This is a genomic window from Aquibium microcysteis (genome assembly GCF_014495845.1).
Lineage (GTDB): Bacteria > Pseudomonadota > Alphaproteobacteria > Rhizobiales > Rhizobiaceae > Aquibium > Aquibium microcysteis.
This window is the reverse complement of sequence record NZ_CP061080.1, coordinates 1,827,302-1,852,948: the sequence shown is the minus strand read 5'-3', so window position 1 is coordinate 1,852,948 and position 25,647 is coordinate 1,827,302. Positions and strand designations below refer to the sequence as shown.

The window sequence follows — 25,647 nt, the reverse complement described above, 5'->3', positions numbered from 1 at the left end:
TTGATCGTGGCTTTTCCGGATCGCCGCCGGCGCGCTGCGACCTGATCCGGCGCAAAGATGAGCAAGAATTAACTTGTATACGGAAACGGCCGGCCCGATCTCAATGCCGAACGGGACGTTCACGGCGTCGCTTGCCGGGCCGCCGGATCCGGGCGACGTCGCGGGGCAGAAGGGCCGGTCATGGACCAGATCGTCGAGAAGCCGAAACCGCCGCGGGCAGCGTCGATCGAACAGACGCTCGGCCTGCAGCCGGGCGGCAAGGCGCCGCGGCGCCGGTGGCGCTGGCTCGTCCTGGGCGCGCTCGTGCTTGCCGCAGGCATCGGCCTCTATGCCTGGTGGGGCGCGGGGCAGGCCACGCCGGTCGTGGCGTTCCAGACGGTGCCCGTCGCGCGCGGCAACCTCACCATCGAGGTCTCGGCCACCGGCACGCTGCAGCCGCTGACCCAGGTGGACGTCTCCAGCGAATTGTCGGGCGTAATCCGGTCGGTCGACGTGGTCGAGAACCAGGAGATCGCCCGGGGCGACGTCCTGGCCTCGCTCGACACGACCAGCCGGGCCGCGCAGGTCGAGCGCGCGAGGGCCTCCCTGAAGGCCGCCGAGGCGAGGCTCGCCGACGCCCGTACCACGCTGACCGAAAGCGAGCAGACGCTGACCCGGTCGCAGAGCCTGTCTGCGCGAGGCATGGTCGCGGATCAGGCGCTGGAGAGCGCCGTCGCCACCCGGGACAGGGCGCAGAGTGCGGTGGCCATCGCCGACGCCAACGTCGCCATCGCCGCCGCCGACCTGAAGATCCAGGAGACCGATCTCGCCAAGAGCACGATCTATGCGCCCATCGACGGCATCGTTTTGACGCGCGACGTCGATCCGGGCCAGACGGTGGCCTCGTCGCTGTCGGCGCCGGTGCTGTTCGTCATCGCGGAAGACCTGAAGACGATGGTGCTGGAGGCCGCCATCGACGAGGCCGACATCGGCGCGGTGAGGAAAGGCCAGAAGGCGCGCTTCACCGTCGACGCCTATCCCGACCGGAGCTTCGACGCGACCATCTCCGACATTTCCTTCGCCTCGGTCACGACCGACAACGTCGTGACCTACGACGCCAAGCTGTCGGTGGACAACCAGGACTTGTCGCTGCGGCCCGGCATGACGGCGACGGTGACGATCGTGACGCGCGAGGCAGCAGGCGTGCTGACGGTGCCGAGCGCCGCCTTCCGGTTCCGTCCGCCACCCACCGAGCAGTCCAGCGGCTGGAGCCTCGACAGCCTGTTCGGCGGCCGGCGCATGGGGCGGATGTTCGAACGGCGCAGCCCCACGGTCGCCAGCGACGGCAGCCGCATTCTCCACGTCCTGCGCGACGGGGCGCCGGTGGCGACCCGCGTCCGTACGGGCGCCACCGACGGCGAGGATACGGAGATCCTGTCGGGTCTCGACGAGGGCGATCCGGTCATCGTCGCGACCCGCAGCGGCTCGGACGCCGCCCGATGACGGCGCCGCTCCTCTCCTTCTCCGACGTCTGGAAGACCTACGGGCACGGCGAGGCGGCGGTGAATGCGCTGGCGGGCGTCGACCTCGAGATCGTGCGCGGCGACTTCGTCGCGATCATGGGGCCGTCGGGATCGGGCAAGTCGACCGCCATGAACATCATCGGCTGCCTCGACACGCCGACGCGCGGCGTCTACGGCTTCGAAGGCATCGATGCGGGGCGGCTCGACCGGGGGCGCCGGGCAATCCTGCGTAATCTCTACATCGGCTTCGTCTTCCAGGGCTACAACCTGCTGGCGCGCACCACCGCGGCGGAGAACGTCGAGCTGCCGCTGATCTATCGCGGCGTGCCCGCGCGCGAACGACGAAGCCGTGCGCTCGCCGCACTCGATCGGGTGGGGCTGGCGGGCCGGGCGAACCACACGCCGGGCGAACTCTCCGGCGGCCAGCAGCAGCGCGTCGCGATCGCCCGGGCGATCGTGTCGGAGCCGACACTGCTGCTCGCCGACGAGCCGACCGGCAATCTCGACACCGCGCGCAGTCACGAGATCATGGAACTGCTGATCGAACTCAACCGCGAGAACGGCCTGACGGTGGTGATGGTGACGCACGAGGCCGACATCGCCGCCTATGCCGAGCGCCAGCTGAAATTCGTCGACGGCAGGGTCGCCTCCGACACGCGTGTCGAGGAGATGGCGACGTGATCTGGGAAGCCGTCCGGCTGGCTCTCACCTCGGTGCGGCGCAATGCGCTGCGCTCCTTCCTGACGCTGCTCGGCATCGTGATCGGCGTGGCGGCCGTCATCGCCATGATCACCATCGGCTCGGGAACCACCGAGAAGGTGAAGGCCGACATCGGCAAGCTCGGCTCCAACCTGCTCGTGGTGCGATCGGGCGCCGACAGCGGACCGGGCGGGCCGCGCAACCAGGCGCGGCCGCTGTCGCAGAAGGATCACGAGATCCTCGCGACCAAGCTCGACGGGGTCGAGGCGGTGTCTGCCGCCTCGCAGTCGATGGTGCGCGTGGTCTACGGCACCGAGAGCCTGCTGTCGGCCGTGACCGGCACGGACGACGCCTACTTCACGGCGCGCAACTGGACGCTGAGCGCCGGCCGCGTCTTCAACGATTCGGAGCTGCGCGCAGGCACCAACGTCTGCATCATCGGCACGACCATTAGCCGGCAGTTCTTCGGCGCCGGCAATCCGGAGGGCGCCACGATCCGCGTCAGGCAGATGAGTTGCAAGGTGATCGGGCTTCTGGAGTCCAAGGGCTTCTCTGGGTTCGGGCAGGACCAGGACAACGTCGTGATGATGCCGCTCGCAGCCTTCCAGCGGCGGATCGCGGGCGACCGCGACATCGAGACGATCTATGTCGCCGGCCGCGACGGCGTCGCGACCTCGCAGATCCAGTCGGACATGGAGGACCTCCTGCGCGAGAGCCGCCGCGTGGCGCCCGATGCCGACGACGACTTCACGGTGCGCGACATGACGCAGGTGGCCGAGGCGATGGCCAGCGCGACGACAGCCATGACCGGCATGCTGGGCGCGGTTGCGGGCGTGTCGCTGCTCGTCGGCGGCATCGGCATAATGAACATCATGCTGGTGTCGGTGACCGAGCGGACGCGCGAGATCGGCATAAGGCTGGCCATCGGCGCGCACGAGAAGCACATCCTGCTGCAGTTCCTCGTGGAAGCGACCGTGCTCTCGGCGATCGGCGGGCTGACGGGCGTCCTGCTCGGCCTGGGGATCGCCGGCGCCGTCGCCTACGCGCTGTCGATCCCGTTCAGCCCGTCGCTGCTCATCGTGCTGATGGCCTTCGGCTTCTCGGCGATGATCGGCATGGTGTTCGGCTTCTTCCCGGCGCTGCGGGGCGCGCGTCTCGATCCGATCGAGGCGCTGCGGCACGAATAGACGGTCACGCAGCCTTGTGGCGGTGCCGGCTGCGCACGGCCATGATGCCGCGCGTGCCGAACAGGATCGACAGAAGATAGGCGGCGCCGGCCGACAGCACGATCGACGGCCCGGACGGCAGCGCGGCATGGTAGGAGAGGAGCAGGCCGGACAGGCTCGACGCCAGCCCGATCGCCACCGCCAGGACGCACATCGGTCCGACCCGCGTCGTCCAGAACCGGGCCGCCGCCGCGGGCAGCATCATCAGGCCGACCGACAGCAGGGTGCCGAGCGCCTGGAAGCCGCCGACGAGGTTCAGCACGACGAGCGCCAGGAAAGCGAAGTGGACCACCGTGCCGATGCGACTCACCGAGCGCAGGAAGAGCGGGTCGAGGCATTCGGCCACGAGGCCGCGCCAGAGAATGGCGAGCGTCACCAGCGTGATGCCGCAGATCGCGCCGATCAGCGTCAGCGCCTCGTCGTTGAGGGCGAGCACGGTGCCGAACAGCACGTGCATCAGGTCGACGCTCGACCCGCGCAGCGACACGATCATGACGCCGAGCGCCAGCGAGATCAGGTAGAAGGCGGCAAGCGAGGCGTCCTCCTTCTGCAGCGTGAAGCGCGATACCGCGCCGGCTCCCAGCGCCACGACGACGCCCGCGACGAGACCGCCGATGGTCATCGGAACGATCGCCAGGCCATAGAGCAGGAAGCCGACCGCGGCGCCCGGCAGGATGGCGTGAGCCATCGCGTCGCCGGCGAGGCTCATCCGCCGAAGCATCAGGAAGACGCCGACAGGGCAGGAGGCGAGCGACAGCATGACCGCGCCGAGCAGCGCGCGCTGCATGAAGGCGAATTCGAGGAAGGGGCCGACGAGGAAATCGATCATGTTCGGGATCACGACAGGCCGTGCGGACGCGCGCCGGTGCCGTGGCGCGAGACATGCCCATGCGGCTCTTCTCCATGGTGATGGTGCGCGTGCGGCTCGCCGTCTCCGGCATGCACATGGTCGGGCTCGCACCAGGGGGCGTCGTCGCTCCAGGCCTCGTCGAAATTGCGGGCGCGGGCGAGGTTTTCCGGGACCAGCACCTCCGACGTCGGCCCCCACGCCACCTTGCGCCGCGACAGGATCAGCGTCTGCGGGAAATGGCGCCGGACGAGATCGAGGTCGTGTGCGACGACCAGGATCGTTCGCTCCTCGCCATGCCAGAGGCGGATGAGCGCGACGAGATCGGCGACGGTGTTGGCGTCGATGGCGTTGAAGGGTTCGTCGAGCAGGATCAGGTCGGCGTCCTGGACGAGCACGCGGGCGAACAGCGCGCGCTGCAGCTGGCCACCGGACAGCGTGTCGAGCGGACGTTCCTGGAATCCTTCGAGCCCGACCGCCTGCAGCGCCTTGCGGCAATTGGCGTGGTCGGTCCGGTCGTAGCGGCCGAGCAGGCCGCGCTTGCCCCAGAGGCCCAGGCGCACGAGGTCGATGACGCGGGCGGGAAAGGAGCGGTCGATCTCGGACTGCTGGGCGAGATAGGCGATGCGCGTGCCGGGCGCGACGCCCACCTCGCCGCCCAGCGGCGCGAGAACGCCGACGATGCCCTTCATCAGCGTCGACTTGCCGGACCCGTTCGGTCCGACGACGGCCGTCAGCGAGCCGCGCGCCACGTCGCCCGTCAGATGGTGGACGGCGGGATGGCGATCATAGCCGAGCGTCAGGTCGCGGAAGGCGAGAACGGGTTCTGTCATGGCATCATCGGCCGGCGAAGCTGCGGCCCGGCATTCGATATGTTATGATGTTACGCCCGTCAACCTCGCGACGCTCGGGGATCCGGTCGTCGCCTCCGGATCGGCCGACGGCGGACGGGCTTCGTCAGCCGTCGCCCTGGCGCTGCGGGCGGGCGTTGCGGCCTCTTCCGAAAGTGTAGCCCGTCTCGACGGCCACCGTGCCGAACTTGTCGCGCAGCCTGTCGATGGCGCCCTCCGCGAGCGCTCGCTTGCGAGCGCTGACGTCGACGAGATCGGGCGGATCGGCGCGGTCGGCATCGGACAGGTCGCTGACGCCGATGCCGATCAGCCGGTAGCGGGTGCCGTCGGTCTCCTTGCGCAGCAGTTCGAGGCCGGTCGAGAAGATGCGGTCGGCGAGCCGCGTCGGGTCTGCCAGCTGGCGGTTGCGGGTGCGGATGCGAAAGTCGCTGGTCTTGAGCTTCAGCACGATCGTGCGCCCGGCGATGCCCGCCTTCTTCAGCCGGGAGGAGACCTTTTCCGACAGGGCGCGCAGCACGGGCACGAGATCGTCGGGCAAAGCGAGATCGGTGTCGAAGGTGGTTTCGGCCGATACGCTCTTGGTCTCGTGCTCCGCGTGGACCTTGCGCTCGTCCATGCCCCGCGACAGGTGGAAGAGCCGGTCGCCCATGGACCCGTAGCGCTTCATCAGGTCGCCGCGCTCCATCGTCTGCAACTGGCCGATCGTCCGGATGCCGTCGCGTTCCAGCACCTCGGCGAAGGCCTTGCCGACGCCCCAGATCATGGTCACAGGCCTGCCGGCGAGGAAGGTCACCGCTTCCTGCTCGCCGATGACGGAGAAGCCGCGCGGCTTCTGGAAATCAGAAGCGATCTTCGCAAGGAACTTGCAGTAGGACAGGCCGATCGACGCCGAGATGCCGATCTCCCGTTCCACGTCGCGCGAAAACCGTGCGAGCACGAGCGCCGGCGGCATGCCGTGCAGCCGCTCCGTTCCCGACAGGTCGAGAAAGGCTTCGTCGATGGAGATCGGCTCGACCAGCGGTGTCAGCGCCTGCATCATGGTGCGAACCTCGCGCCCGACGCGGGCGTATTTCTCCATGTCCGGCTTGATGACGACGGCTTCGGGACAGGCTTCGAGCGCCTTGAACATCGGCATCGCCGATCGAACACCGCTGATGCGCGCGATGTAGCACGCGGTCGACACGACACCGCGCTTGCCGCCGCCGATGATGACCGGGCGGTCGCGCAGTTCGGGCCGGTCGCGCTTCTCGACCGCCGCATAGAAGGCATCGCAGTCGATATGGGCGATGGAAAGAGCGAAAAGCTCCGCATGCCGCACGAGGCGGGGACTGCCGCAATGGCCGCAGCGGCGTGCGGCCCGATCCACCTGGGGGCTCAGGCAATCGCGGCAGAAACCGGCCGAGGGATCGTTGACAGCGCGCGGCATGAAGTGCGAACATAAAGTGAACGATGCGGATAGTAGTCGAGCTGCGGAACGGGAGCAAGACAGGCCATGGACAGCCCGCGATGACCGATGCCTCGACCGACGCGTCCATCCGGCCGCTGACGGCAGAGCTGTGGCCGGCGCTCGAGGACCTCTTCGGCCCTCAGGGCGCGTGCTACGGCTGCTGGTGCACCTATTTCCGCCTGCCGCCGGCTCGGCGCCGTGCCGGCACCCGCGAGACCAACAAGGCACACCTGATGAACCGGGTGGAAGCCGGCCCGCCGCCCGGGTTGATCGCGTTCCAGGACGGCGTGCCGGTGGGCTGGATGCAGGTCGGGCCGCGCGCGGACGTGCCGGAGTGGAACAATGCGCGCCGGGTCTCGGCGCCGCTCGAGGGCGAGGCGGTCGCCGATCCCGCGAACTGGGCCATTTCGTGCTTCTTCATCCGCTTGAAGGCGCGGGGCAGGGGACTGTCCCACCGTCTCGTGGCCGCCGGCATCGACTTCGCGCGCGACAACGGCGCGCGGCTGCTCGACGCCTGCCCGATCGACGAGGCGAAGCAGTCGAAATCCGTCGGGCTGTTCGTCGGCTCGACGCGGGTGTTCGAAGCGGCCGGCTTCCGGCCGGTCGCCCTGCGCAAGCCGGGGCGGCCGCTGATGCGGCTCGAACTCTGAGCCGCGACGTCGCCTGACGGGAGACGACGGTCGCGCGTCAGACGCCGAGCGCGGCGGCGATCTTCGGGCCGGCCTCGTGCCAGTCCTGCACGACGACGATGCCGTCCGGCGGCGGCGGCAGGAGGTCGCGCAGCGCGTTGTCCGCCATCAGGTGGAACAGATGCGTGTCGGGAACGCTCTCCTTCGCCGAGACGAGATTGCGCGGCTGGTCGTCGACGAAGGCGACAGGGCGCCCCGTCGGTCCGCGCAGGCTGCGGATCGCCGGGCCCTTGGCCATCTCCGTCGTCACCAGCGGGTAGGTCAGTCCCAGCCCGTCGAGATGCAGGCGGCGGGCGTCGCGGTGGCGGTGCGGCATCGCCGTCAGGAGCACGATCTCGACGTCGCGGGCGAAGCCGGCCAGCGTCTCGGCGGCGCCGTCGGTCAGCGTCTGCCAGTCGGCCTGGGCGACGAAGAAGGCGTCGAGGAGTTCGGTCACCAGCGCCTGTTCGGCGGCCACGCCGGTCTGCATGTGATGGATGTTGCCGGTCAGCCGGAACGAATCGAAGGTCAGTCGGTAGCCGAGACCTTCGAGATAGCGCGGGAAGGGCTGGACGAAATGCAGAAGCACGTCGTCGACGTCGAGGACGAGGAGCGGGCGGTCGTCCCGCGCCAGTTCGGCGATCTGGCGGGCGGTCTCGGGATCGTCGCTCACGTCGAGGCCTCGTAGTCGTCGGCGCCGCCGGGAAGCGCACGCCGGGCGCGGCCGACGGCCGCCGGATCGGTTCCGGTCGCCTCGCAGAACGCCATCAGGCTCGGCTCGTGACCGAGGAGGAAACCGAGGACCCCCGCAAGGAAGCCAGGTTCGGCCGCCGCACGGCGGATCTGTCCGGCATCGATGCCGCTCATCGCGAGGAAGCGCGGCATCAGCGCCGGGTCGGACGCGACGAAGCCGAGCGCCTCGATCGCGAGGGCTTCGGCATCGCTGCCGCCGACGGTCGGCGCGCCCGCGCCGGGAGGGATCTTCGACATCGCCATGGCCCGCTCATAGGCGGTCGCCGGCCCGCACGCAACGCCCTGCCGTGCCGCGGCATTGTAAGGCACGAGGCGATTTGCCTTTCGTCAATCATATGGCGCTAAGGTCTGCAGCAAGATGGGACGAGAACGCGGCGGGCGGCACGTGGACGGCCGCAGGCTGGGTGGGACAAGATGGCCAAGAAGGTGATGATCGTCGAGGACAACGAGCTCAACATGAAGCTCTTCCGCGACCTGATCGAGGCCAGCGGCTACGAGACGGTGCGCACGCGAAACGGCCTGGAAGCGCTCGATCTCGCACGCATGCATCATCCCGACCTCATCCTGATGGACATCCAGCTTCCGGAGGTGTCCGGCCTCGAGGTCACCAAATGGCTGAAGGAAGACGACGACCTCCACTCCATCCCCGTGATCGCGGTGACGGCCTTCGCGATGAAGGGCGACGAGGAGCGGATCCGCCAGGGCGGCTGCGAGGCCTACATCTCCAAGCCGATCTCCGTCGGCAAGTTCATCGAGACCATCAGATCCTACCTGGGCGACGCGTGAACCGCGCCCCGAACGACGGAATTCCGGCATGACCGCGCGCATCCTCGTCGTCGACGACGTTCCGGCCAATCTTCGGCTTCTCGAAGCGCGCCTGCTCGCCGAGTATTTCGAGGTCCTGACGGCGACGAGCGGTCGCGAGGCGCTGGATCTGTGCGAAAGCGGCCGCGTCGACGTCGTCCTGCTCGACATCATGATGCCCGGCATGGACGGCTTCGAGGTCTGCCGTCGCATCAAGGCCGATCCGGCGACCGCCCACATCCCGGTCGTGATGGTGACGGCGCTGGATCAGGTCGAGGACCGGGTGCGGGGGCTGGAGGTCGGGGCCGACGATTTTCTGACCAAGCCCGCCAACGACCTGCAGCTGATGACGCGCGTCAAGAGCCTCGTGCGGCTGAAGGTCCTGTCTGACGAACTGCGACTGCGCGCCTCCACGACCCGCGCCATCGGCGTCGAGGCGCTGATCACGGGCATGCGCGGCCCCGAGGGAGGATTGCCCCGCATCCTGCTGGTCGACGGAAAGGCCGGATCGGCCGAGGCCATCCGGGCGAAGTTCGGCGATGCAGCGCAGGTCGACGTCAGCCTCGATCCGCAGGACGGCCTGTTCCGAGCCGCGGAGGGTGCCTACGACACCATCGTCGTGACGACCGGCTTCGATGCCTTCGATCCGCTGCGTCTGTGCTCGCAACTGCGGTCGCTCGACCGCACGCGGTTCCTGCCGATCATCCTCGTCGTCGAGCAGGGCGAGGACCAGCGCATCGCCCGGGCGCTGGAACTCGGGGTCAACGACTACATCGTGCGTCCGCTCGACGGCCAGGAACTGATCGCCCGCATGCGCACGCAGGTGAAGCGCAAGCGCTACAACGACCATCTGCGGGCTTCGGTGACCGAGACGATCGAACTCGCGGTCACGGACGGCCTGACCGGGCTGCACAACCGCCGCTATCTCGACAGCCATCTCGACGCCCTGGTGAGCCGCGCCAAGTCGCGCCGGATGCCGCTGTCCTTGATGATCACCGACCTCGACCGCTTCAAGTCGATCAACGACACCTGGGGCCATGACGGCGGCGACGCCGTCCTGCACGAGTTCGCCACGCGGCTCCGGCGCAGCGTGCGCGGCGCCGATCTCGCCTGCCGCTTCGGCGGCGAGGAGTTCGTCATCGTGATGCCCGATACCGACGGGCGCACCGCCGAGAAGATCGCCGAACGGTTGCGCCAGGAGGTCGCCAGCGTCCCGTTCGACGTCGGCGGGCAGGCGGTCACGGTCACCATCAGCGTCGGCGTGGCGCAGATGCTGCACATCCACGACGATGCGGCCGCACTCCTCAAGCGCGCCGACCGCGCGCTGTACGAGGCCAAGAATGGCGGCCGGAACCGCGTGGTCGGCCGCGCGGCGTGAGGCGGACGCCGACGACGGAGCCCCGATCCGACCCAAAACGAGACATGTTCGGGGGTGCTGCGGCAGGAGTTTACCTTAACGTCACCTAAATCGCGCGCATGCTTAAGAAACTATTGATTTTTATCTGAGGTTGCGCAAATCTCGCGCCATAAGGACGCAATCGCGGGACACCAAAACCCCTTCCGTTGCGTCTGTCGCCGATACCCCATGATCCTCAGGTCCGCCGCATCTCCTGGGTTCCGTGGGGTTGGCCGGCCGGCACTGACGTATAGTGGCCTCCTCGTACCGCTGTCAGTTGCCGGCCGGCCCCCTTTCTCCTTTTCCGTACCCGCCCGATCCGACGCAGGCGCCTGTGTGCGCGCACCTGCCTGCCCATGCGCTTCAGCCGGTCGGCGCGGGGAGGGTCGCCGGAAACGCAAAACGCCGCCCGGAGGCGGCGTTCGGATCGGTCGACCGGATCGTCCGGTTACTTGATCTTGGTTTCCTTGAACTCGACGTGCTTCTTGGCGATCGGGTCGTACTTGCGGAACGACAGCTTGTCGGTCTTGGTACGGCTGTTCTTGCTCGTCACGTAGAAGAAGCCGGTGTCGGCGGTCGAGAGCAGCTTGATCTTGATGTTCGCGGCTTTGGCCATGGCAGATGTCCATCCTGAATGTTGGAGCTTCCGATCTCGCGCCAGGCAGGCGCGCGACGGTCCGACCGTCCGCGGAAAGTTCGCCGTGACATAAACGAGCCCGCCCGAATGTCAAGGGCATCGGCGGCCGAAACGGTCGGAGTCCGCCGGTTCAGGGGGCGCGGCGCAGCATCCGGCCGAAGGCCAGGACGAGGTAGGCCGCGAAGAAGAAGCTCAGCGACCAGGCGAAGCCGTGCATGCCGACGAGGTCCATGCCCGCGCCGATCACCTGCGGTCCCAGAATCATTCCCAGGCCGTAGCAGAAGACGAAGGCTGCGTTGGCCGAGGCAAGGTCCCGGCCGCTGAGCCGTGAGCCGAGATGGGCGAGGCCGATCGTGTAGAGCCCGGCGACGACGCCGCCCCAGACGAACAGGACGGCGGCCGTGGCATGCCAGTTGGACGCGAGCCAGGGCAGGGCCAGCATGCCGGCCAGCCCGACGAAGGCGCATCCCGCCAGGATGGTCCGCCGGTCGCGGGTCCGGTCGCTGACCATCCCCAGCGGAACCTGCAGCAGCACGTTGCCCAGCCCGATGGCTGTCAGCAGCAGCGCCGAATCGGCCTCGGTGTAGCCCAGGCGTGCGCCATAGACCGGAAACAGCGCGAAACCGCCGGTCTCCACCGCGCCGAAGACGAGGACGGCTGCGGTCGCCGTCGGCACGAGCAGGATGTAGTGCCAGAAGCGACGGCCGCCGGCTTCGCCCGAGCGGTTCGAGATGTCGGGGCTCTCGCGCCATGCGGCGATCACGGGCAGGGCGGCCAGGACGGTGATGGCGACGCCCGCTCCGAAGGGGGCGAAGCCGTCGCTGCCGATCCGCGCGAAGAGCCATGGACCGAAGGCGAAGCCGAGGGAGAGGACGGTGGCGTAGATGCCGAGCACCAGCCCGCGCCGGTGCGGCGGTGCCGAGGCGCTGATCCAGAACTCCGACAGGATGAACAGCAGCGTGATGCCGACGTGCATCAGCGCGCGCAGGACGATCCACATCCAGTAGTCCTGGGTGAAGTAGAATCCGGCGAAGCAGCTGGCCCCGAGCGCGATCGCGATCAGCATCGTGAGGGCGACGCCCAGCCGTGCGGCGATGGGAATCGCCAGCGGCGCCACCGCGATCGAGGCCAGTCCGGCCACGGCCGTGTTGAAGCCGATTGCGGTCGCGGAATGGCCGCGCTGCTCGAGGATGATCGACAGCAGCGGAACGCCGAGGCCGATCGCCACGCCGACTGCGGATATCGACGCGATGGCTGCGGCGAGCGAGAGCCACCTGACGCCCTCGGGCGCGGCGCCGCGATCGACCGGAAGAACGCCCGTCATGTGTCCTGGCCCACCCTCAGACGAGATCGCGCAGGAAGCGGTTGCGCGTCATCCTGTAGAAGGGAACGGGATGACCGGGCTTCAGGGCCGGGTCCTTGTCGAGGCGGGCCTTCAGTTCGTCGAGCACCGTGCGGGTGATCGCCGGGATCTCGGCCTTCTTGGCATCCTCGATCGACAGCCAACAGAGTTCTTCGAGTTCGTTCGTGGGGCCGCCTTCGGGCAGCTCGACCGCGACGTCGTCGCGCCATGCGGCGAGGAATCGGGTGTCGTAGCGACGCACGCGTCCGGGCGGCGTGATGGCGCGCGCCACGAAGCGCAGGCGGTCGAGCGCCGGCGAGACGCCGTGTTCGACGAAGCCCTGCCAGCCCGGTCGCGTGGTTCTGAAAGGAGCGGCGATGCCGATCAGGAGGCCGGCTTCCTCGTAGGTCTCGCGGACGGCCGAGAGCGCGATGGCGCGCGCCCGGGCGGCAGACGCGCGGGAGCCCGTTCCGGCGATGCGCATCTCCTCTTCGGCGGGCAGCGACGTCGCCGTCGGCACCCTGCTGTCGTGCGGATCGGTGCGGCCGCCCGGAAAGACGAATCGGCCCGGCATGAAGGCGTGGGCGCGATGGCGCCGGCCGATCAGAACCTTCACTTCGGGTCCCGAGCGGTCGAGAAGGATCAGCGTGGCGGCATCGCGCGGACGCATAGGCCGGCCGCCGAGCGCGAAATCCTTGTTCTCGGCCTTGTCGACCTCCGCCCGCGTCATGCCCTCCATGGAGCCTCCTCCCCCGTCTGTGCGGCCGCCGTCAGGCTTCCGGATGCGTCTCGAACTCATCGGCGTGGCCGCCGAAGCCGTGCATGTACAACGCCCACTGCAACCCGACAACGGCTCCCTTCACCGGTTGCAGCAGCGCAATCGACGAGACGATGGTGACGGGGACCCAGATCGCCAGATGCGTCCACATCGACAGGTCCGAGGTCGCCTCCATGCCCATGAAGGCGGCGACGACGACATGGCCGACGATGAAGATGACGAGATAGGCCGGCAGGTCGTCGGCCCGGTGGTGGTGGAACTCTTCGCCGCAGACCGCGCAGCTTTCGGCCGTGCGGGCGAAGCTCGAGAAGAGCCGGCCTTCGCCGCAATGCGGGCAGCGCCCCGTGAAGCCCCGCTTCATCGACTGCCAGAGGTTGCGCTGCGGCCGGCCGGAATGGCTCTCGCCGCCGAATTCGTGTCGCTCCATCTACTTGCTCCTTGCGCGACCGGGCCGTCCCCGTCGCGGTGCCTTGGACTGCAGCCGTCGCGTCTGGCCCTTCGCCTTGTGGAAGGACCGCGTCGCCGTCGGCAGCGGTCTGGGTTCGCTCAGCATCTCGAAGCGCATGGCTCCGGCAAGCGGCGCGATCTCGACCAGCTTCACTTCGACCGGATCGCCGAGGCGAAAGCCCTTGCCTTGCCTCTCACCCACCAGCGAGTGGGCCGCTTCGTCGTAGATATAGTAGTCATTGCCCAGCGTTGACACCGGCACGAAGCCATCTGCACCGAACTGCGGCAATCTGACGAACAGACCCGCCTTGGTGACCCCGCCGATGCGGGCCTCGAAGACGTCGCCCTTGCGGGTCGCGAGGTGCTCGGCGATCAGGCGGTCGACGGTGTCGCGCTCGGCGGCCATGGCACGTCGCTCGGCGGCCGAGATCAGCGCGGCGGTGTCTTCCAGCCGCGCCTCCTCGCCGGGCGTGAGACCGTCCCTGCCAAGGCCGAGGGCGGAAACAAGGGCGCGGTGCACGATCAGGTCGGCGTAGCGGCGGATCGGCGAGGTGAAATGGGCGTAGCGGCGCAGGTTCAGGCCGAAATGCCCGATGTTGGCGGGCGAGTATTCCGCCTGGCTCTGCGAGCGCAGCACCACCTCGTTGATCAGCGTCTCGTTCTCCTCGCCCCGGGCGCGCTGCAGGATCGCGTTGAACTGCGACGGGCGCAGCTGCGCGCCGCGGGCGAGCGACAGGCCGACGGTCTGCAGGAACTCGCGAAGCGATTCCTGCCTGGCGAGCGAGGGGGCGTCGTGGATGCGGTAGACGAGCGCCTGCTTCTTCCCCTCCAGCGTCTCGGCGGCCGCGACGTTGGCCTGGATCATGAACTCCTCGATCAGGCGATGGGCGGCGAGCCGCTCGGGAACGGTGACGCGGTCGACGGTGCCGTCCGGCTTGAGCAGGATCTTGCGCTCGGGCAGGTCGAGTTCCAGCGGCGCGCGCTGGTCGCGACCGCGCGACAGCACCGCATAGGCGTCCCACAGCGGCTTCAGCACGCCGTCGAGAAGCGGCGCGGTCTTCTCGTCGGGAGCGCCGTCGATGGCCGCCTGTGCCTGGGGGTAGGCAAGCTTGGCCACGGAGCGCATCATGATGCGGTGGAAGGAGTGCCGGATCTTTCGTCCGTCCGCCGCGAAGGTCATGCGGACGGCGAGGGCAGGGCGGTCCTCGCCTTCCCTCAGGGAGCAGAGGTCGTTCGATATCCGCTCGGGCAGCATCGGCACGACGCGGTCGGGAAAATAGACCGAGTTGCCGCGCTTCAGCGCCTCCCGGTCGAGCGCGGAACCCGGCCTGACATAGGCCGCGACGTCGGCGATGGCGACCGTGACGACGACCCCGCCCGGATTGGCCGGATCGGTGTCGGTCTCGGCGAAGACGGCGTCGTCATGGTCCTTGGCGTCGGCGGGATCGATCGTGACGAGCGGGACCTCGCGCCAGTCCTCGCGGCCGTCCATCGTGGCGGGCTTCGCATCGTTGGCTTCGCCGAGCGCGTCGCGCGGAAAGACGTGCGGGATCTCGTGCGCGTGGATGGCGATCATCGAGACCGCCTTCTCGCTCGTCAGGGAACCTATGACGGCGACGACCTTGCCGCGCGGCAGGCCGTAGCGGGTCGGGCGGAGCGGCTCCAGTTCGACGAGGTCGCCCACCTTGCCGTCACCCAGATTTTCGGTATCGATCAGCATCTCCGGCTGGCGCCGGTCGACCGCCTCGGTGCGCAGCGTTCCGTCGGAAAGCCTGCGGATCACGCCGAGCACGGTGTCGCGGCGCTTGTCGATGACCTTCATCACCCGGGCGGTGTAGTCCGGACCATCGGCGTCCCCGCCGGGGAAGACGCGGGCGAGCACGCGGTCGCCGATGCCGGGCGTAGGCCCCTTGCCGAGCTTCGACGCACGGATGGCGACCACGACGTTCCCGTCGACGTCCACGCGGGCTTCGGCCGGCCGGGCGAGCAGGCCGCCGTCACCGTCGCGCCCGTAGATGTCGAGCACGGTCACGTGCGGCAGCGCGCCGGGCTTGTGCAGCCGCTTTGCCCGCTTTTCCAGCAGTCCCTCGTCCTGCAGGTCGCTGAGCAGGTCCTTCAGCCAGATGCGGTCGTCGCCGCGCAGATTGAAGGCCCTGGCGATGTCGCGTTTGGAGGCGCGGTCCGGATTTTCCGCGACGAAGGTCAGCACCTGGTCGCGCGTCGGGCGGAAGGCGTTGGGTTCATGCTCCTCGGCGGACGTCTTCCCGGCTTTGCCGCGGGATTTCTTGATGCCGGGAATCCGTCTCGCCAACAGCTTCAGCCCTTCTTTCCGGCGCTCGCCGCCGCTGGTTTCTTCGACGCTGCCTTGGCCGGCGCCTTCTTGGCGGCTGCCTTCTTCGGCGCAGCCTTCTTGGCGGTTGCGCTCTTGCCCGCACCCGATTTCCCGGTGCCCGACTTTCCAGCCTTCTCGGCAATCAGCGCGAGCGCCTCCTCGACCGTGACCGCCAGCGGCTCGGTGCCTTTCGGCAGCGTCGCGTTGACCTTGCCGTAGTTGACGTAGGGACCGTACTTGCCGTCGCGCACGGTGATCTTGCCGCCGCCGTCGGGATGGTCGCCGAGATCCTTCAGCGCCGCCGCCGTGCCGCCGCGGCGTCCGCCTGCCGCCCGCGCCGCGATCTTCTCCGCCAGCACCGAGACCGCACGGTTGATGCCGACCGAGAACACGTCCTCGATCGAATCGAGGTTGGCGTAGACGCCGTCATGCAGGAGGAACGGGCCATAGCGCCCGAGCCCGGCGGAGATCATCTTGCCGCTTTCGGGATGCTGGCCGACGTTGCGCGGCAGCGAGAGCAGCGCCAGTGCCTTCTCGTGGTCGATCGTGTCCGGCGTCCAGCCCTTCGGCAGGCTGGCGCGCTTGGCCTCCTTGCCTTCGCCGCGCTGGACGTAGGGGCCGAAGCGGCCGCTCTTCAGGGCGATCTCCTCGCCGGTGTGCGGATCGGTTCCCAGCGCCTTGTCGCCGCCGTCGGCGGACTGCTCGCCATTGCCGCCGGCGTCGCCGAGCTGGCGGGTGAAGCCGCATTCGGGATAGTTGGAGCAGCCGACGAAGGCGCCGTAGCGGCCGAGCTTGAGCGAGAGCTGGCCGTCGCCGCATTTCGGGCAGGAGCGGGGCTCGCTGCCGTCCTCGCGGGCCGGAAACACCAGCGGTGCCAGTTCCTCGTTCAGCGCCTCCAGGACGTCGGTGACGCGCAGTTCCTTGATCTCCTCGACGGAGCCGGAGAACTGGCGCCAGAAATCGCGCAGCACGTCCTTCCAGGCGAGCCGCCCGTCGGAGATCTCGTCGAGCTTCTCCTCGAGCGCGGCCGTGAAGTCGTATTCGACGTAGCGCCGGAAGAAGTTCTCGAGGAAGGCCGTCACCAGCCGTCCCTTGGCTTCCGGGATCAGCCTGCGCTTGTCGACCTTGACGTAGTCGCGGTCCTCCAGCGTCTTCAGCGTCGCCGCATAGGTCGAGGGGCGGCCGATGCCGAGCTCTTCCATCTTCTTGATCAGGGAGGCTTCCGAATAGCGCGGCGGCGGCTCGGTCGAGTGCCTGACGGCATCGATCTTCTCGCGCTTCAGCGTCTCGCCCACGCGGATCTCGGGAAGCCGGCGCTCGTCCTCGTCGTCGGCGTCCTCTTCCTTCTGGTCCGTGTAGGCAGCGATGAAGCCGTCGAAGCGGACGACGGATCCGACGGCGCGCAGATTCGCCGTCCTGCCGCCATTGACGGCTTCGATCTCGACGGTGGTCCGCTCGATCTCGGCCGGCTGCATCTGACTGGCGATCGCGCGCTTCCAGATCAGCTCGTAGAGGCGAGCCTGGTCGGAATCGAGATGGCTGCGGACGGATGCCGGGGTACGCGAGAAGTCGGTCGGCCGGACCGCCTCGTGCGCCTCCTGGGCGTTTTTCGCCTTGGCCGAATACTGACGCGGCTTGTCGGGCAGGTAACGGTCGCCGAACTCCCTGGAGATGGTCGCGCGGGCCGCCGACAGCGCCTCGGGGGCCATCTGCACGCCGTCCGTCCGCATATAGGTGATGAGACCGGTCGTCTCGCCGCCCATGTCGATGCCCTCGTAGAGGCGCTGCGCGACCTGCATGGTGCGGGAGGCGGAGAAGCCGAGGCGCGACGACGCGGCCTGCTGCAGCGTCGAGGTGGTGAAGGGAGGCGCGGGATTGCGCCTGGTGGGCTTGGCCTCGACGGTCAGGGTCCTGAAGCTCGCCCCCTCCAGCATGGTCTTGATGGCGGTGGCCTGCTCCTCGTCCTTGATGTCGAGCTTCTGCAGCTTCCTGCCGTCGAAGGCGGTCAGGCGCGCTTCGAAGCTCTCCGACCGCGGGGTGCCGAGAAGGGCCCCGATCAGCCAGTACTCCTCGCGGACGAAACGTTCGATCTCGGCTTCGCGGTCGCAGACCAGCCGGAGCGCCACGGACTGCACGCGGCCGGCCGAGCGGGCGCCCGGCAGCTTGCGCCACAGGACGGGAGAGAGGGTGAAGCCGACGAGATAGTCGAGCGCCCGCCGCGCCAGATAGGCGTCGACCAGCGGCACGTCGATGGCGCGCGGATTGGCCATGGCGTCGAGCACGGACTGCTTGGTGATGGCGTTGAAGACGACCCGGCTGACGGACTTGTCCTTGATGGCCTTCTTCTGGCGAAGAACCTCCAGCACGTGCCAGGAAATCGCCTCGCCTTCGCGGTCGGGGTCGGTGGCGAGAATGAGCCCGTCGGCATCCTTCATCGCCTTGACGATGTCGCCCAGGCGCTTCGACGAAGGCCCGTCCACCTCCCAGGACATGGCGAAGTCCTCGTCGGGCCGCACCGAGCCGTCCTTGGCCGGCAGGTCGCGGACATGACCGAAGGATGCAAGAACCTTGTAGTTCTTGCCCAGATACTTGTTGATGGTCTTCGCCTTTGCTGGCGATTCGACGACGACGACGTCCATATGGTCTGGTGCTTCCCTGTGCGCCGGAATGCCGGATCCGATCCGCACCCGCCGCCAATGTTGGAATTCTTCCGTCACATGGCGGGCTAAATCGCCAGGGTCAAGCCCTCGATCCGGAGCACGTCCCGCCTAAGCACAACCTGTAATTGGTTGTTGCTGCCATTTGTTGCAACTAATAATAAGTCATCGCCCGATACGCGGGGTTGCAGGCGGCGCGGGCGGGACGACCGGCAGGCGGGCGCCGGCCGCTTGGAGAGCATGCGCAGGCAGAGGGAAGGAACCGGCCGCAAGCGCCCGGTTCGGGGAGACGCCGCTAACGCCATGAACCAGTCCCACGGCAAGCAGACACAGTCAGGACAGTCCGGCAACGCGGACCGCGAAGCCATGCTGGAATATGTCCATGCGATGCTCGGCCAGCTGCGCGGCATGGCGGAGACAGAGAAGCTGGACATGCTGGCCTATCTGATCGACATGGCCAGGGTCGAGGTCAGCGAGATCCTGCGCACGCAGCTGCCGCCGAGGACGCGGCCACGGCGGGGGAGCATTCACCGCTGATCCCGTCGACCCGCGCTATCGTCGGAGATATCCTTCGCATCCATGGCTTTGCTGCATCATTCGCGCTTCTTCAGCGGTGGAGACTTGACCTTACGGTGCTCAGCCATTAGATCGCGGGCGTCGCTCGTGCGATTCATCCGTGTTCCCGGCGTGACTCGCTTACCTGAGAGGCCTGTCCCTGCAAGGCGAGAAGCGACTGTTTCCAATGCGGCTCGAGAGGGTCGCTCCCATACCGGCGCATGCCCACGCCGCCGTCGGCCCCGCGCCGGCCGGCTCCAGTACCGGTCCGTGCGACCGACATATACGCATTGAAAAGGTTGAAGGTCAGAATTGAAGTACCGCGATAACTTTGCCGACAGGCGTCAGGACGCCATGGCCGCGAAGGCCGCCCTCCTGGAGAAGTTCAAGCAGCGCCCGGACGAGAACGACCCTGAGTATCAGGCTCGCATGGCCGAGCGCCGCGCCATCGCCGAGGCCCGTGCCGAACGCGAGAAGGAGAAGGAAGCGCGTCGTCAGGCGAAGCTCGCCGAGGAAGCGCGGCTGAAGGCCGAGCGCGAGGCGCAGCGCGAAGCCGAGCGGCTGCAGCGCGAGGAAGAAGAGCGTCGCGCGGCCGAACTGCGTGCGCAGGAAGAAGAAGCGCGCATCGCGGCGGAAATCGCCGAGGAAGCCGCGCGCAAGGCGCGGCGCGACGCCCGCTACGCTGCCCGCAAGGCGCGCGTCCGCAAGATCGGCTGACGCGCCTCAGGCCGTCTTCAGCGCCCCGGCCAGCGCAGGGGCGAAATCGCCTCTCTCTGCGACGGTCACGTCGTCGAGGCCGAGCCAGCCCGCCATGCTCCGCAGGTCGCCCGCAAGCGCCTCTGCGGCATGCGCCCGCACGTCTCCTTCGGCGAAGGCCGCGTTGACCCGCAGGACCCCGGCGGCGCGGTCGGCCTTCAGGTCGAGCCGGGCCGCGATGGCCTCGTCGAGCAGCCACGGCATGACGTAGTACCCGTGCGTTCGCCTGTGCGCCGGCGTGTAGATTTCGATGCGGTAGCGGAAACCGAACAGCCGCTCGGTGCGGCCCCGTTCCCAGACCAGCGGATCGAAGGGCGCGAGCAGCGCGCTGCCGCTCACCTTGCGCGGCACCCTGGCGCCGGCAGCGAGGTAGGCCTTCTGGCTCCATCCCTCCACCCTCGTCTGCACGAGGTCGCCGTTCTCCACCAGTTCGGCGATGCGGGCATCGGCCTCGCGCGGCGACAGGCGGAAATAGTCGCGAAGGTCGGCGGCCGTCGCGATGCCGAGAGCGCGGGCGGAGATCAGCAGGAGCTCGCGGATCGCGTCGGCGGGCGCGGGAGAGGGGCGGTCGTGGATCGCCTTCGGTATCACCCGCTCCGGCAGGTCGTAGAGCCGCTCGAAGCCGCGCCGGCTGGCGGTGGTGATGCGGCCGGCCCAGAACAGCCACTCGAAGGCATGCTTGGCGTCGCTCCAGCCCCACCATCCGCCTTCGCCCTTCTGGCCCTCGATCGCCGAAGCCGCGATGGGACCGTCCGCCTCGACCCTGCGGAAGATGTCCTCGATGTAATCCGCCCGCTCGCGGCCGAACGTGGCGAGCCGGCCGTAGATGCCGCGGTTGTCGCGTGCATTGTGCATGCGCCATTGCAGCAGCGGCCAGGTCTCGACGGGGAGGTAGGAGGCCTCGTGCGCCCAGTACTCGAACAGGCGGCGCGGCCGGCGCATGGCCGCCTCGTCGATCAGGGTCATCGGGTAGGCGCCGAGGCGCGAGAAGGCCGGCATGTAGTGCGCCCGCACCACGGCGCTGACCGAATCGATCTGGAACAGTCCCGTGCGGGCGAGCACCGCGCTCACGTGCCGCCAGGTGCGCGGGGCACCCGACCGCTTCTCGGCGAAGCCCTGCGCGGCCAGCGCGATGCGGCGGGCGGCCGCGAGCGAAATCGTGTCGGTCATGGAATGCGTCGTCCGGTCGGTCGCGAAGCGTGGCTCGAACGGAACGATAAGTCGCGGTGGAACGGCCGCGTCAACCCGAAAGCGTGGCGGCTCCTGACGGTGCCTGTCGGCATCCGCGCCCACCGGGCTGGCCATCGGCGCGGTCCTTGGGCTAGGCAGGGGTCATCGGTCGAGCTTCAGGACAGTCGATGTGCCAGCTTTGTGACGAGAACGTCCGGACACGCTCCGATTTCGCCGTGATCGAGCGGCCGGCCGAGACGCTGGTCGGGCTCGACTGGGAGGGACGCTACGGGGAGGCCGCGGCGGGTGCGGTGCGCGCGACGCTCAGGTCCCTGCAGACCCGTGTCGGGAAGGGCGATCTGTGGAGCGGTCCGCTCGTCGGCCTGTCCTTCAACGACAGGCCTGACGGCTTCCGCTATTTCGTGGGCGCCGCGGCCGGAGAGGTCGGCGATGCAGAAGGTCTGGTCAGGATCGACCTGCCGGCGCGCCGCCACGTCGCCTCCTGGCACGGCGAGGCGGACGGCGACGTGGTTGCGCATTACGGCCGCATGATCGGCTGGCTCGCGTCGCAAGGGCTGAAACGGGCGGAAACGGGGCCGCACCACCGCGAGGAGTATCCCCGCGACGGCGATTTCGACGGCCCGCCGATCCTCAGGCTGATGCTTCCCCTGGCGTGACGCGCGCTGGGCCGCCCGAGCGATCCTCGCTCCCCGCGGCGTCTCGCGATCCGCCGGAACCGCCCCCTCCGACACCGGCGCCGGTCTCGCCTCGAGGCCGTCTCCCGACGACCGGCGGCGCTTTCCGGGTCGCGCGTCAGCGGCAGTTCGCCGGGCCGGCGCTTCCGTAGGTCGACGAGGTGCATGACGGCTTCATCACCGGTACCTCGAGCCGGTCCGGGCGATAGCGGGTGGCATCGCGGTCCTGCTGCCGCTGGAGCTGCTGGAGCTGCTGGTAAGCCTCCCGCCGGGCGATGCTCTCCTGGATCTGTCTGTCGACCAGAGGCGCGGTGACCCTCGGCGCGGCGCCCGTGATGGCCGGAGCCTGCACGGTCTGGGCGGACCCGGCACCGGCAAGCAGGAAGGGCGCCGGCGCGGCGAGCAGGATCATGACGGCCAGGCGGGGCAGGGTGGTCTTCATCCCGCCGATATAGGGAGGCGACACCGCCGCCGCCATGCCTCAGGGCGTCGCGGCACGCGCCGCCGTGCGGGCGGCGGACATGCGCGCGCGGATGAAGGCCAGCACGAAGGCGGCGGTCATCAGGAGGACGATGGTCGGCGCGGGCGCGCTGTCGATGAAGAAGGACAGGTAGACGCCGAGGAAGGAGGCCGTGAGCGAGACGACAAGCGAGATCGCCATCATCGTCTCGAAGCGGCGGGCGATCAGGAAGGCGGTGGCGCCCGGCGTGATCAGCATGGCGATGGCGAGGATGATGCCGACGGCCTTGAGCGCGCCGACGATCGTCAGCGACAGGATCGCCAGCAGGCCGTAATGCAGCAGCCTGACCGGCAGCCCGATGGCACGGGCATGCTGGGGGTCGAAGGCCAGCACGAGCAGGTCGCGCCTGCGCAGCAGGAGGAGACCCGACACGAGGGCGGCGATGACGCCGCTTTCGGCGACGTCGCGCCAGGTGACGCCCAGCATGTCACCGAACAGGATGTGGTCGAGATGCACCGAGGTCTGGATGCCGACATAGAGCACGAGCCCGAGCCCGAACATGCCGGAGAAGACGACCCCCATCACCGTGTCTTCCTTGACCCGGCTGTTCTCCTTGAGGAATCCGGTCCCCAGGGCACAGATCATTCCCGCCGCGAAGGCGCCGACCGCAAGCGGGATGCCGACGATGTAGGCGATGACGATGCCCGGCAGCACGGCATGGCTGATGGCGTCGCCCATCAGCGACCAGCCCTTGAGCACCAGGAAGGTCGACAGCAATGCCATGGGTGCTGCGACCAGAAGCGCGATCGCGAAGGCCTGCTGCATGAAGGGGAACGCGAAAGGCAGGAGCAGCTGGTCGATCATGCGCCCTCCGCCAGGGTCGCGCGGGCCTTGCGGCGGGCAGCCAGCATGCCGTGCTTGGGCGCGAAGACGAAGGCCGCGAGAAAGACCAGCGTCTGCAGCACCACGATGATGCCGCCGGTCGCGCCGTCCAGGAAATAGGACAGGTAGGCTCCCGCGAAGCTCGAGATGGAACCGACGGCGACCGACACCGCGATCAGCCGCGGAAACCGGTCGGTCAGCAGATAGGCCGTCGCGCCCGGCGTCACCACCATCGCGATGACGAGGAAGGCGCCGACCGTCTGGAGGGCGGCGACGGTGCAGGCCGACAGCAGCGTGAAGAAGACGGCCTTGAGCACGAAGGGGTTGAGGCCGATGGACCGCGCATGCGTCTCGTCGAAGAAGACCACCATCAGGTCCTTCCACTTGGCGAGCAGCACGACCAGCGAGACGCCGGCGATGATGACGAGCTGAAGCGTGTCCTCGGGCGTGATCGCGAGGATGTTGCCGAGCACGATGGTCTGGATGTTCACCGAGGTCGGCGACAGCGACACCATGAACAGGCCCAGCCCGAAGAAGGAGGTGAAGATCAGGCCGATCACGGCGTCCTCGCGCAGCTTGGTGCGCTGGTTGAGGAACAGCATGGCGCCGGCCGCCAGCCCGCCCGACAGGAAGGCACCGAGCGAGAAGGGCAGGCCCAGCATGTAGGCGCCCGCGACGCCCGGCACGATGGAATGGGACAGCGCGTCGCCGATCAGCGACCAGCCCTTGAGCATCAGGTAGGCCGACAGAAAGGCGCAGACGCCGCCGACCAGCGCGCTGACCCAGATCGCGTTGACCATGTAACCGTAGGAGAAGGGCTCGAGCAGCAGGTCCACGGTCAGCCCCGTTCCTCGGGTGCCGAGGGCCTCGCGTCGCCCGGGGCCTGCGCCGACCGGCTCGCCGCCGCACCGTCGACGCCTTCCTCGCCGTAGAACACGAAGGGCCGTTCGTCGTCGGTGATGACGGTGACCTGGCGCCTGTCGGCGTCGTCGTGCAGGTCGGCGCCCCCGAGCACGAAGTGGCGCAGCACGCCGCCGAAGGCGACTTCCAGATTGGCGCGGGTGAAGACTTCGCTCGTCGGGCCGGCCGCCAGCACGGTGCGGTTGACGAGGATGGCGCGGTCGCAGAACTCCGGCACGCTGCCGAGGTTGTGCGTGGAGACCAGCATGACGCGCCCCTCCGCGCGCAGATCGCGCAGCAGCGTGACGATCGCTTCCTCGGTGGTGACGTCGACGCCGGTGAAGGGCTCGTCGAGGAGGATGACACGGCCCTCCTGGGCCAGCGCGCGGGCGAGGAAGACGCGCTTCTTCTGTCCCCCCGAGAGTTCGCCGATCTGGCGCTTGCGGAATGCCGTCATGCCGACCCGGTCGAGCGCGGCGGCCACCTTGTCCTTGTCGGCGCGACGGGGAATGCGCAGGAAATTCATGTGGCCGTAGCGGCCCATCATCACCACGTCCTCGACCAGGACGGGGAAGTTCCAGTCGACCTCCTCGGCCTGGGGAACATAGGCGACGGCGTTGCGGTCGCGGGCGCGGCCGGCCGGCTGGCCCAGGATGGAGACCGAGCCCCGCGACAGCGGCACGAAGCCCATGATGGCCTTGAAGAGGGTCGACTTGCCGCTGCCGTTGACCCCGACCAGCGCCGTGATCGACCCCTGCGGGATGGAGAAACTGACGTCGGAAAGCGCCGTGTGCCCGTTCCGGTAGGTCACGGCGATGTCGCTGGCTACGATCCCGGGCGGCGCTTCGTCTGCCTGGACCCTGGCTGGTGCGTTCACTCGGTGAGGCCTTTCGCGATGGTTTCTGCCGTTATGCGCAGCAGGTCGAGATAGGTCGGCACCGGGCCGTCGGCTTCCGAAAGCGAATCGACGTAGAGAACGCCGCCATAGGCCGCGCCGGTCTCGCGGGCGACCTGCCGTGCCGGCTTGTCGGATACGGTGTTCTCGCTGAAGATCGCCGGCACCCGCTCGGCGCGCATCACGTCGATGACGCGGCGGATCTGCTGCGGCGTGCCTTGGCTGTCGGCGTTGATCGGCCAGAGATAGAGTTCCTTCAGCCCGAAATCGCGCGCCAGGTAGCTGAAGGCGCCTTCGCTGGTGGCGAGCCAGCGCCGCTCCTCGGGAATGGCCGCCAGCTGCGCGCGGATCGGCGTGATCGCCGCCTCGATACGGGCACGGTAGGCCGCCGCATTCGCCTCGTAGGTCGCCGCATTGGCCGGATCGGCGGAGGCAAGCGCCTTGGCGATGTTGTCGACGTAGATCAGCGCGTCCGACGGCGACATCCAGGCATGCGGGTTGGGTTTTCCCGCGTAGGGGCCGTCGCCGATGGACATGGGCACCACGCCTTCCGACACGACCGCGGAGGGGACGTCGCGGAGATTGGTGAAGAAGCGCTCGAACCAGAGTTCGAGGTTCAACCCGTTCCAGAGGATCAGGTCGGCATCCTGCGCCTTCAGGATGTCGCCGGGCGTCGGCTGATAGTTGTGGATTTCCGCGCCGGGGCGGGTGATCGATTCCACCGTGGCCGCATCGCCTGCGACGTTGCGCGCCATGTCGGCGATGACGGTGAAGGTGGTGACGACCTTGAGCCGGTCGTCCGCGGCGGCGGCTCCGAAGCTCGTGACGAGGGCGAGGACGGCAATGGCAAGCGTTCGCAGCATGGGTCTCGGGATCCGTTGCTTCCGGCGGCGGCCGATCCGCCGCGGGGCGCTTTCTCCCAGGGAAGATAGATCGATTTTCCGCGAT

At 68.5% G+C, this 25,647-nt stretch carries 26 protein-coding genes; 9 read left to right on the top strand and 17 right to left on the bottom strand.

Annotated features, from left to right (window positions below; translation table 11 throughout):
- The first annotated feature begins 180 nt into the window (after positions 1–180).
- The 3 genes from IAI54_RS08490 to IAI54_RS08480 are packed head-to-tail and all read left to right on the top strand — an operon-like array spanning position 181 to position 3,388.
- Positions 181–1,482: an efflux RND transporter periplasmic adaptor subunit gene (locus tag IAI54_RS08490; protein WP_187971929.1), complete on the top strand. Its 1,302-nt coding sequence runs from the start codon at positions 181–183 to the stop codon at positions 1,480–1,482.
- On the top strand, positions 1,479–2,183 hold the full coding sequence (locus IAI54_RS08485; RefSeq protein ID WP_187971928.1) for an ABC transporter ATP-binding protein: 705 nt from the start codon (positions 1,479–1,481) through the stop codon (positions 2,181–2,183). Before IAI54_RS08490 ends, IAI54_RS08485 begins: the two co-directional genes overlap by 4 nt.
- Positions 2,180–3,388: an ABC transporter permease gene (locus IAI54_RS08480; RefSeq protein ID WP_187971927.1), complete on the top strand. Its 1,209-nt coding sequence runs from the start codon at positions 2,180–2,182 to the stop codon at positions 3,386–3,388. The genes IAI54_RS08485 and IAI54_RS08480 overlap by 4 nt, the downstream gene beginning before the upstream one ends.
- Positions 3,389–3,392: 4 nt before the next feature.
- Here the strand turns inward: IAI54_RS08480 and aztB are convergent, their stop codons facing one another.
- The 3 genes from aztB to IAI54_RS08465 all read right to left on the bottom strand — a co-directional run bounded on the left by aztB (position 3,393) and on the right by IAI54_RS08465 (position 6,551).
- Entirely contained in the window at positions 3,393–4,256 is an 864-nt protein-coding gene (gene aztB, locus IAI54_RS08475; RefSeq protein WP_187971926.1) for a zinc ABC transporter permease AztB, read from the bottom strand.
- Positions 4,257–4,264: 8 nt separating this feature from the next.
- Positions 4,265–5,107: a zinc ABC transporter ATP-binding protein AztA gene (gene aztA, locus IAI54_RS08470; RefSeq protein ID WP_187971925.1), complete on the bottom strand. Its 843-nt coding sequence runs from the start codon at positions 5,105–5,107 to the stop codon at positions 4,265–4,267.
- Positions 5,108–5,231: 124 nt separating this feature from the next.
- Positions 5,232–6,551 carry a DNA polymerase IV gene (locus tag IAI54_RS08465; RefSeq protein WP_187971924.1) on the bottom strand — a complete coding sequence of 440 codons (1,320 nt, stop codon included), beginning with the start codon at positions 6,549–6,551 and terminating at the stop codon, positions 5,232–5,234.
- 80 nt (positions 6,552–6,631) lie between these two features.
- Between IAI54_RS08465 and IAI54_RS08460 the strand changes: the two genes are divergently transcribed.
- Positions 6,632–7,222: a GNAT family N-acetyltransferase gene (locus IAI54_RS08460; RefSeq protein ID WP_187971923.1), complete on the top strand. Its 591-nt coding sequence runs from the start codon at positions 6,632–6,634 to the stop codon at positions 7,220–7,222.
- A gap of 37 nt (positions 7,223–7,259) precedes the next feature.
- On the opposite strand, the gene IAI54_RS08455 is transcribed toward IAI54_RS08460, so the two are convergent.
- Together IAI54_RS08455 and IAI54_RS08450 are read right to left on the bottom strand one after the other, a co-directional pair.
- The gene (locus IAI54_RS08455) at positions 7,260–7,913 is read right to left on the bottom strand and encodes a hypothetical protein (protein ID WP_187971922.1); all 654 of its coding nucleotides are present in this window, start codon (positions 7,911–7,913) and stop codon (positions 7,260–7,262) included.
- Positions 7,910–8,230 (bottom strand): DUF3572 domain-containing protein, encoded by a 321-nt coding sequence (locus tag IAI54_RS08450; RefSeq protein WP_187973079.1) that lies wholly within the window; start codon positions 8,228–8,230, stop codon positions 7,910–7,912. Before IAI54_RS08450 ends, IAI54_RS08455 begins: the two co-directional genes overlap by 4 nt.
- 177 nt (positions 8,231–8,407) lie before the next feature.
- On the opposite strand from IAI54_RS08450, the gene IAI54_RS08445 reads away from it, so the two are divergent.
- The gene (locus IAI54_RS08445; RefSeq protein ID WP_187971921.1) at positions 8,408–8,779 is read left to right on the top strand and encodes a response regulator; all 372 of its coding nucleotides are present in this window, start codon (positions 8,408–8,410) and stop codon (positions 8,777–8,779) included.
- A 28-nt stretch (positions 8,780–8,807) separates the two neighbouring features.
- Complete coding sequence (locus IAI54_RS08440) at positions 8,808–10,175, top strand: PleD family two-component system response regulator (protein ID WP_187971920.1); 1,368 nt, start codon at positions 8,808–8,810, stop codon at positions 10,173–10,175.
- Positions 10,176–10,641: 466 nt separating this feature from the next.
- On the opposite strand, the gene rpmG is transcribed toward IAI54_RS08440, so the two are convergent.
- The 6 genes from rpmG to topA form a co-directional block, all read right to left on the bottom strand.
- A complete protein-coding gene (rpmG, locus tag IAI54_RS08435) occupies positions 10,642–10,809 on the bottom strand; it encodes a 50S ribosomal protein L33 (RefSeq protein WP_040995604.1) in 168 nt (55 codons plus the stop codon).
- Between the two features lie 151 nt (positions 10,810–10,960).
- The gene (locus IAI54_RS08430; RefSeq protein ID WP_187971919.1) at positions 10,961–12,154 is read right to left on the bottom strand and encodes an MFS transporter; all 1,194 of its coding nucleotides are present in this window, start codon (positions 12,152–12,154) and stop codon (positions 10,961–10,963) included.
- A gap of 16 nt (positions 12,155–12,170) precedes the next feature.
- The gene (locus IAI54_RS08425; RefSeq protein WP_187971918.1) at positions 12,171–12,911 is read right to left on the bottom strand and encodes an NUDIX hydrolase; all 741 of its coding nucleotides are present in this window, start codon (positions 12,909–12,911) and stop codon (positions 12,171–12,173) included.
- Positions 12,912–12,942: 31 nt separating this feature from the next.
- Complete coding sequence (locus IAI54_RS08420) at positions 12,943–13,377, bottom strand: DUF983 domain-containing protein (protein ID WP_187971917.1); 435 nt, start codon at positions 13,375–13,377, stop codon at positions 12,943–12,945.
- Positions 13,378–15,708, bottom strand: coding sequence for a ribonuclease R (gene rnr, locus IAI54_RS08415; protein WP_187971916.1), 2,331 nt, complete (start codon positions 15,706–15,708; stop codon positions 13,378–13,380). It abuts the gene before it with no gap.
- A gap of 5 nt (positions 15,709–15,713) precedes the next feature.
- Positions 15,714–18,368: a type I DNA topoisomerase gene (gene topA, locus IAI54_RS08410; RefSeq protein ID WP_187971915.1), complete on the bottom strand. Its 2,655-nt coding sequence runs from the start codon at positions 18,366–18,368 to the stop codon at positions 15,714–15,716.
- Positions 18,369–18,689: 321 nt separating this feature from the next.
- Between topA and IAI54_RS08405 the strand changes: the two genes are divergently transcribed.
- Together IAI54_RS08405 and IAI54_RS08400 are read left to right on the top strand one after the other, a co-directional pair.
- Positions 18,690–18,923 (top strand): hypothetical protein, encoded by a 234-nt coding sequence (locus IAI54_RS08405; protein WP_187973410.1) that lies wholly within the window; start codon positions 18,690–18,692, stop codon positions 18,921–18,923.
- A 372-nt stretch (positions 18,924–19,295) separates the two neighbouring features.
- Positions 19,296–19,658, top strand: coding sequence for a DUF6481 family protein (locus IAI54_RS08400; RefSeq protein ID WP_187973078.1), 363 nt, complete (start codon positions 19,296–19,298; stop codon positions 19,656–19,658).
- Between the two features lie 6 nt (positions 19,659–19,664).
- On the opposite strand, the gene IAI54_RS08395 is transcribed toward IAI54_RS08400, so the two are convergent.
- On the bottom strand, positions 19,665–20,867 hold the full coding sequence (locus IAI54_RS08395) for a winged helix-turn-helix domain-containing protein (protein WP_187971914.1): 1,203 nt from the start codon (positions 20,865–20,867) through the stop codon (positions 19,665–19,667).
- 188 nt (positions 20,868–21,055) lie between these two features.
- Here IAI54_RS08395 and IAI54_RS08390 point away from each other — a divergent pair, with 188 nt between their 5' ends.
- Positions 21,056–21,544, top strand: a complete 489-nt coding sequence (locus tag IAI54_RS08390) for a GyrI-like domain-containing protein (protein ID WP_187971913.1) — start codon at positions 21,056–21,058, stop codon at positions 21,542–21,544.
- 136 nt (positions 21,545–21,680) lie between these two features.
- Here IAI54_RS08390 and IAI54_RS08385 read toward each other — a convergent pair whose 3' ends face one another.
- From IAI54_RS08385 to IAI54_RS08365, 5 genes are read right to left on the bottom strand one after another with little or no spacing between them, the layout of a single operon-like run.
- Positions 21,681–22,028: a hypothetical protein gene (locus IAI54_RS08385; RefSeq protein ID WP_187971912.1), complete on the bottom strand. Its 348-nt coding sequence runs from the start codon at positions 22,026–22,028 to the stop codon at positions 21,681–21,683.
- Positions 22,029–22,043: 15 nt separating this feature from the next.
- A complete protein-coding gene (locus IAI54_RS08380; RefSeq protein ID WP_187971911.1) occupies positions 22,044–22,886 on the bottom strand; it encodes a metal ABC transporter permease in 843 nt (280 codons plus the stop codon).
- Positions 22,883–23,704 (bottom strand): metal ABC transporter permease, encoded by an 822-nt coding sequence (locus IAI54_RS08375; protein WP_275403617.1) that lies wholly within the window; start codon positions 23,702–23,704, stop codon positions 22,883–22,885. Before IAI54_RS08375 ends, IAI54_RS08380 begins: the two co-directional genes overlap by 4 nt.
- Before the next feature lie 38 nt (positions 23,705–23,742).
- Positions 23,743–24,681: a manganese/iron ABC transporter ATP-binding protein gene (locus tag IAI54_RS08370; protein WP_187971909.1), complete on the bottom strand. Its 939-nt coding sequence runs from the start codon at positions 24,679–24,681 to the stop codon at positions 23,743–23,745.
- Positions 24,678–25,562 carry a metal ABC transporter substrate-binding protein gene (locus IAI54_RS08365; RefSeq protein ID WP_187971908.1) on the bottom strand — a complete coding sequence of 295 codons (885 nt, stop codon included), beginning with the start codon at positions 25,560–25,562 and terminating at the stop codon, positions 24,678–24,680. The genes IAI54_RS08370 and IAI54_RS08365 overlap by 4 nt, the downstream gene beginning before the upstream one ends.
- Between the last annotated feature and the right edge of the window lie 85 nt (positions 25,563–25,647).

Coding starts and splice junctions, on each gene's coding strand:
- IAI54_RS08490 (WP_187971929.1), top strand. CDS start 181: ATGGACCAGATCGTCGAGAAGCCGAAACCGCCGCGGGCAGCGTCGATC.
- IAI54_RS08485 (WP_187971928.1), top strand. CDS start 1,479: ATGACGGCGCCGCTCCTCTCCTTCTCCGACGTCTGGAAGACCTACGGG.
- aztB (WP_187971926.1), bottom strand. CDS start 4,256: ATGATCGATTTCCTCGTCGGCCCCTTCCTCGAATTCGCCTTCATGCAG.
- aztA (WP_187971925.1), bottom strand. CDS start 5,107: ATGACAGAACCCGTTCTCGCCTTCCGCGACCTGACGCTCGGCTATGAT.
- IAI54_RS08465 (WP_187971924.1), bottom strand. CDS start 6,551: ATGCCGCGCGCTGTCAACGATCCCTCGGCCGGTTTCTGCCGCGATTGC.
- IAI54_RS08460 (WP_187971923.1), top strand. CDS start 6,632: ATGACCGATGCCTCGACCGACGCGTCCATCCGGCCGCTGACGGCAGAG.
- IAI54_RS08450 (WP_187973079.1), bottom strand. CDS start 8,230: ATGTCGAAGATCCCTCCCGGCGCGGGCGCGCCGACCGTCGGCGGCAGC.
- IAI54_RS08445 (WP_187971921.1), top strand. CDS start 8,408: ATGGCCAAGAAGGTGATGATCGTCGAGGACAACGAGCTCAACATGAAG.
- IAI54_RS08440 (WP_187971920.1), top strand. CDS start 8,808: ATGACCGCGCGCATCCTCGTCGTCGACGACGTTCCGGCCAATCTTCGG.
- rpmG (WP_040995604.1), bottom strand. CDS start 10,809: ATGGCCAAAGCCGCGAACATCAAGATCAAGCTGCTCTCGACCGCCGAC.
- IAI54_RS08430 (WP_187971919.1), bottom strand. CDS start 12,154: ATGACGGGCGTTCTTCCGGTCGATCGCGGCGCCGCGCCCGAGGGCGTC.
- IAI54_RS08425 (WP_187971918.1), bottom strand. CDS start 12,911: ATGGAGGGCATGACGCGGGCGGAGGTCGACAAGGCCGAGAACAAGGAT.
- IAI54_RS08420 (WP_187971917.1), bottom strand. CDS start 13,377: ATGGAGCGACACGAATTCGGCGGCGAGAGCCATTCCGGCCGGCCGCAG.
- topA (WP_187971915.1), bottom strand. CDS start 18,368: ATGGACGTCGTCGTCGTCGAATCGCCAGCAAAGGCGAAGACCATCAAC.
- IAI54_RS08405 (WP_187973410.1), top strand. CDS start 18,690: ATGAACCAGTCCCACGGCAAGCAGACACAGTCAGGACAGTCCGGCAAC.
- IAI54_RS08400 (WP_187973078.1), top strand. CDS start 19,296: ATGGCCGCGAAGGCCGCCCTCCTGGAGAAGTTCAAGCAGCGCCCGGAC.
- IAI54_RS08395 (WP_187971914.1), bottom strand. CDS start 20,867: ATGACCGACACGATTTCGCTCGCGGCCGCCCGCCGCATCGCGCTGGCC.
- IAI54_RS08390 (WP_187971913.1), top strand. CDS start 21,056: ATGTGCCAGCTTTGTGACGAGAACGTCCGGACACGCTCCGATTTCGCC.
- IAI54_RS08380 (WP_187971911.1), bottom strand. CDS start 22,886: ATGATCGACCAGCTGCTCCTGCCTTTCGCGTTCCCCTTCATGCAGCAG.
- IAI54_RS08375 (WP_275403617.1), bottom strand. CDS start 23,704: ATGGTCAACGCGATCTGGGTCAGCGCGCTGGTCGGCGGCGTCTGCGCC.
- IAI54_RS08365 (WP_187971908.1), bottom strand. CDS start 25,562: ATGCTGCGAACGCTTGCCATTGCCGTCCTCGCCCTCGTCACGAGCTTC.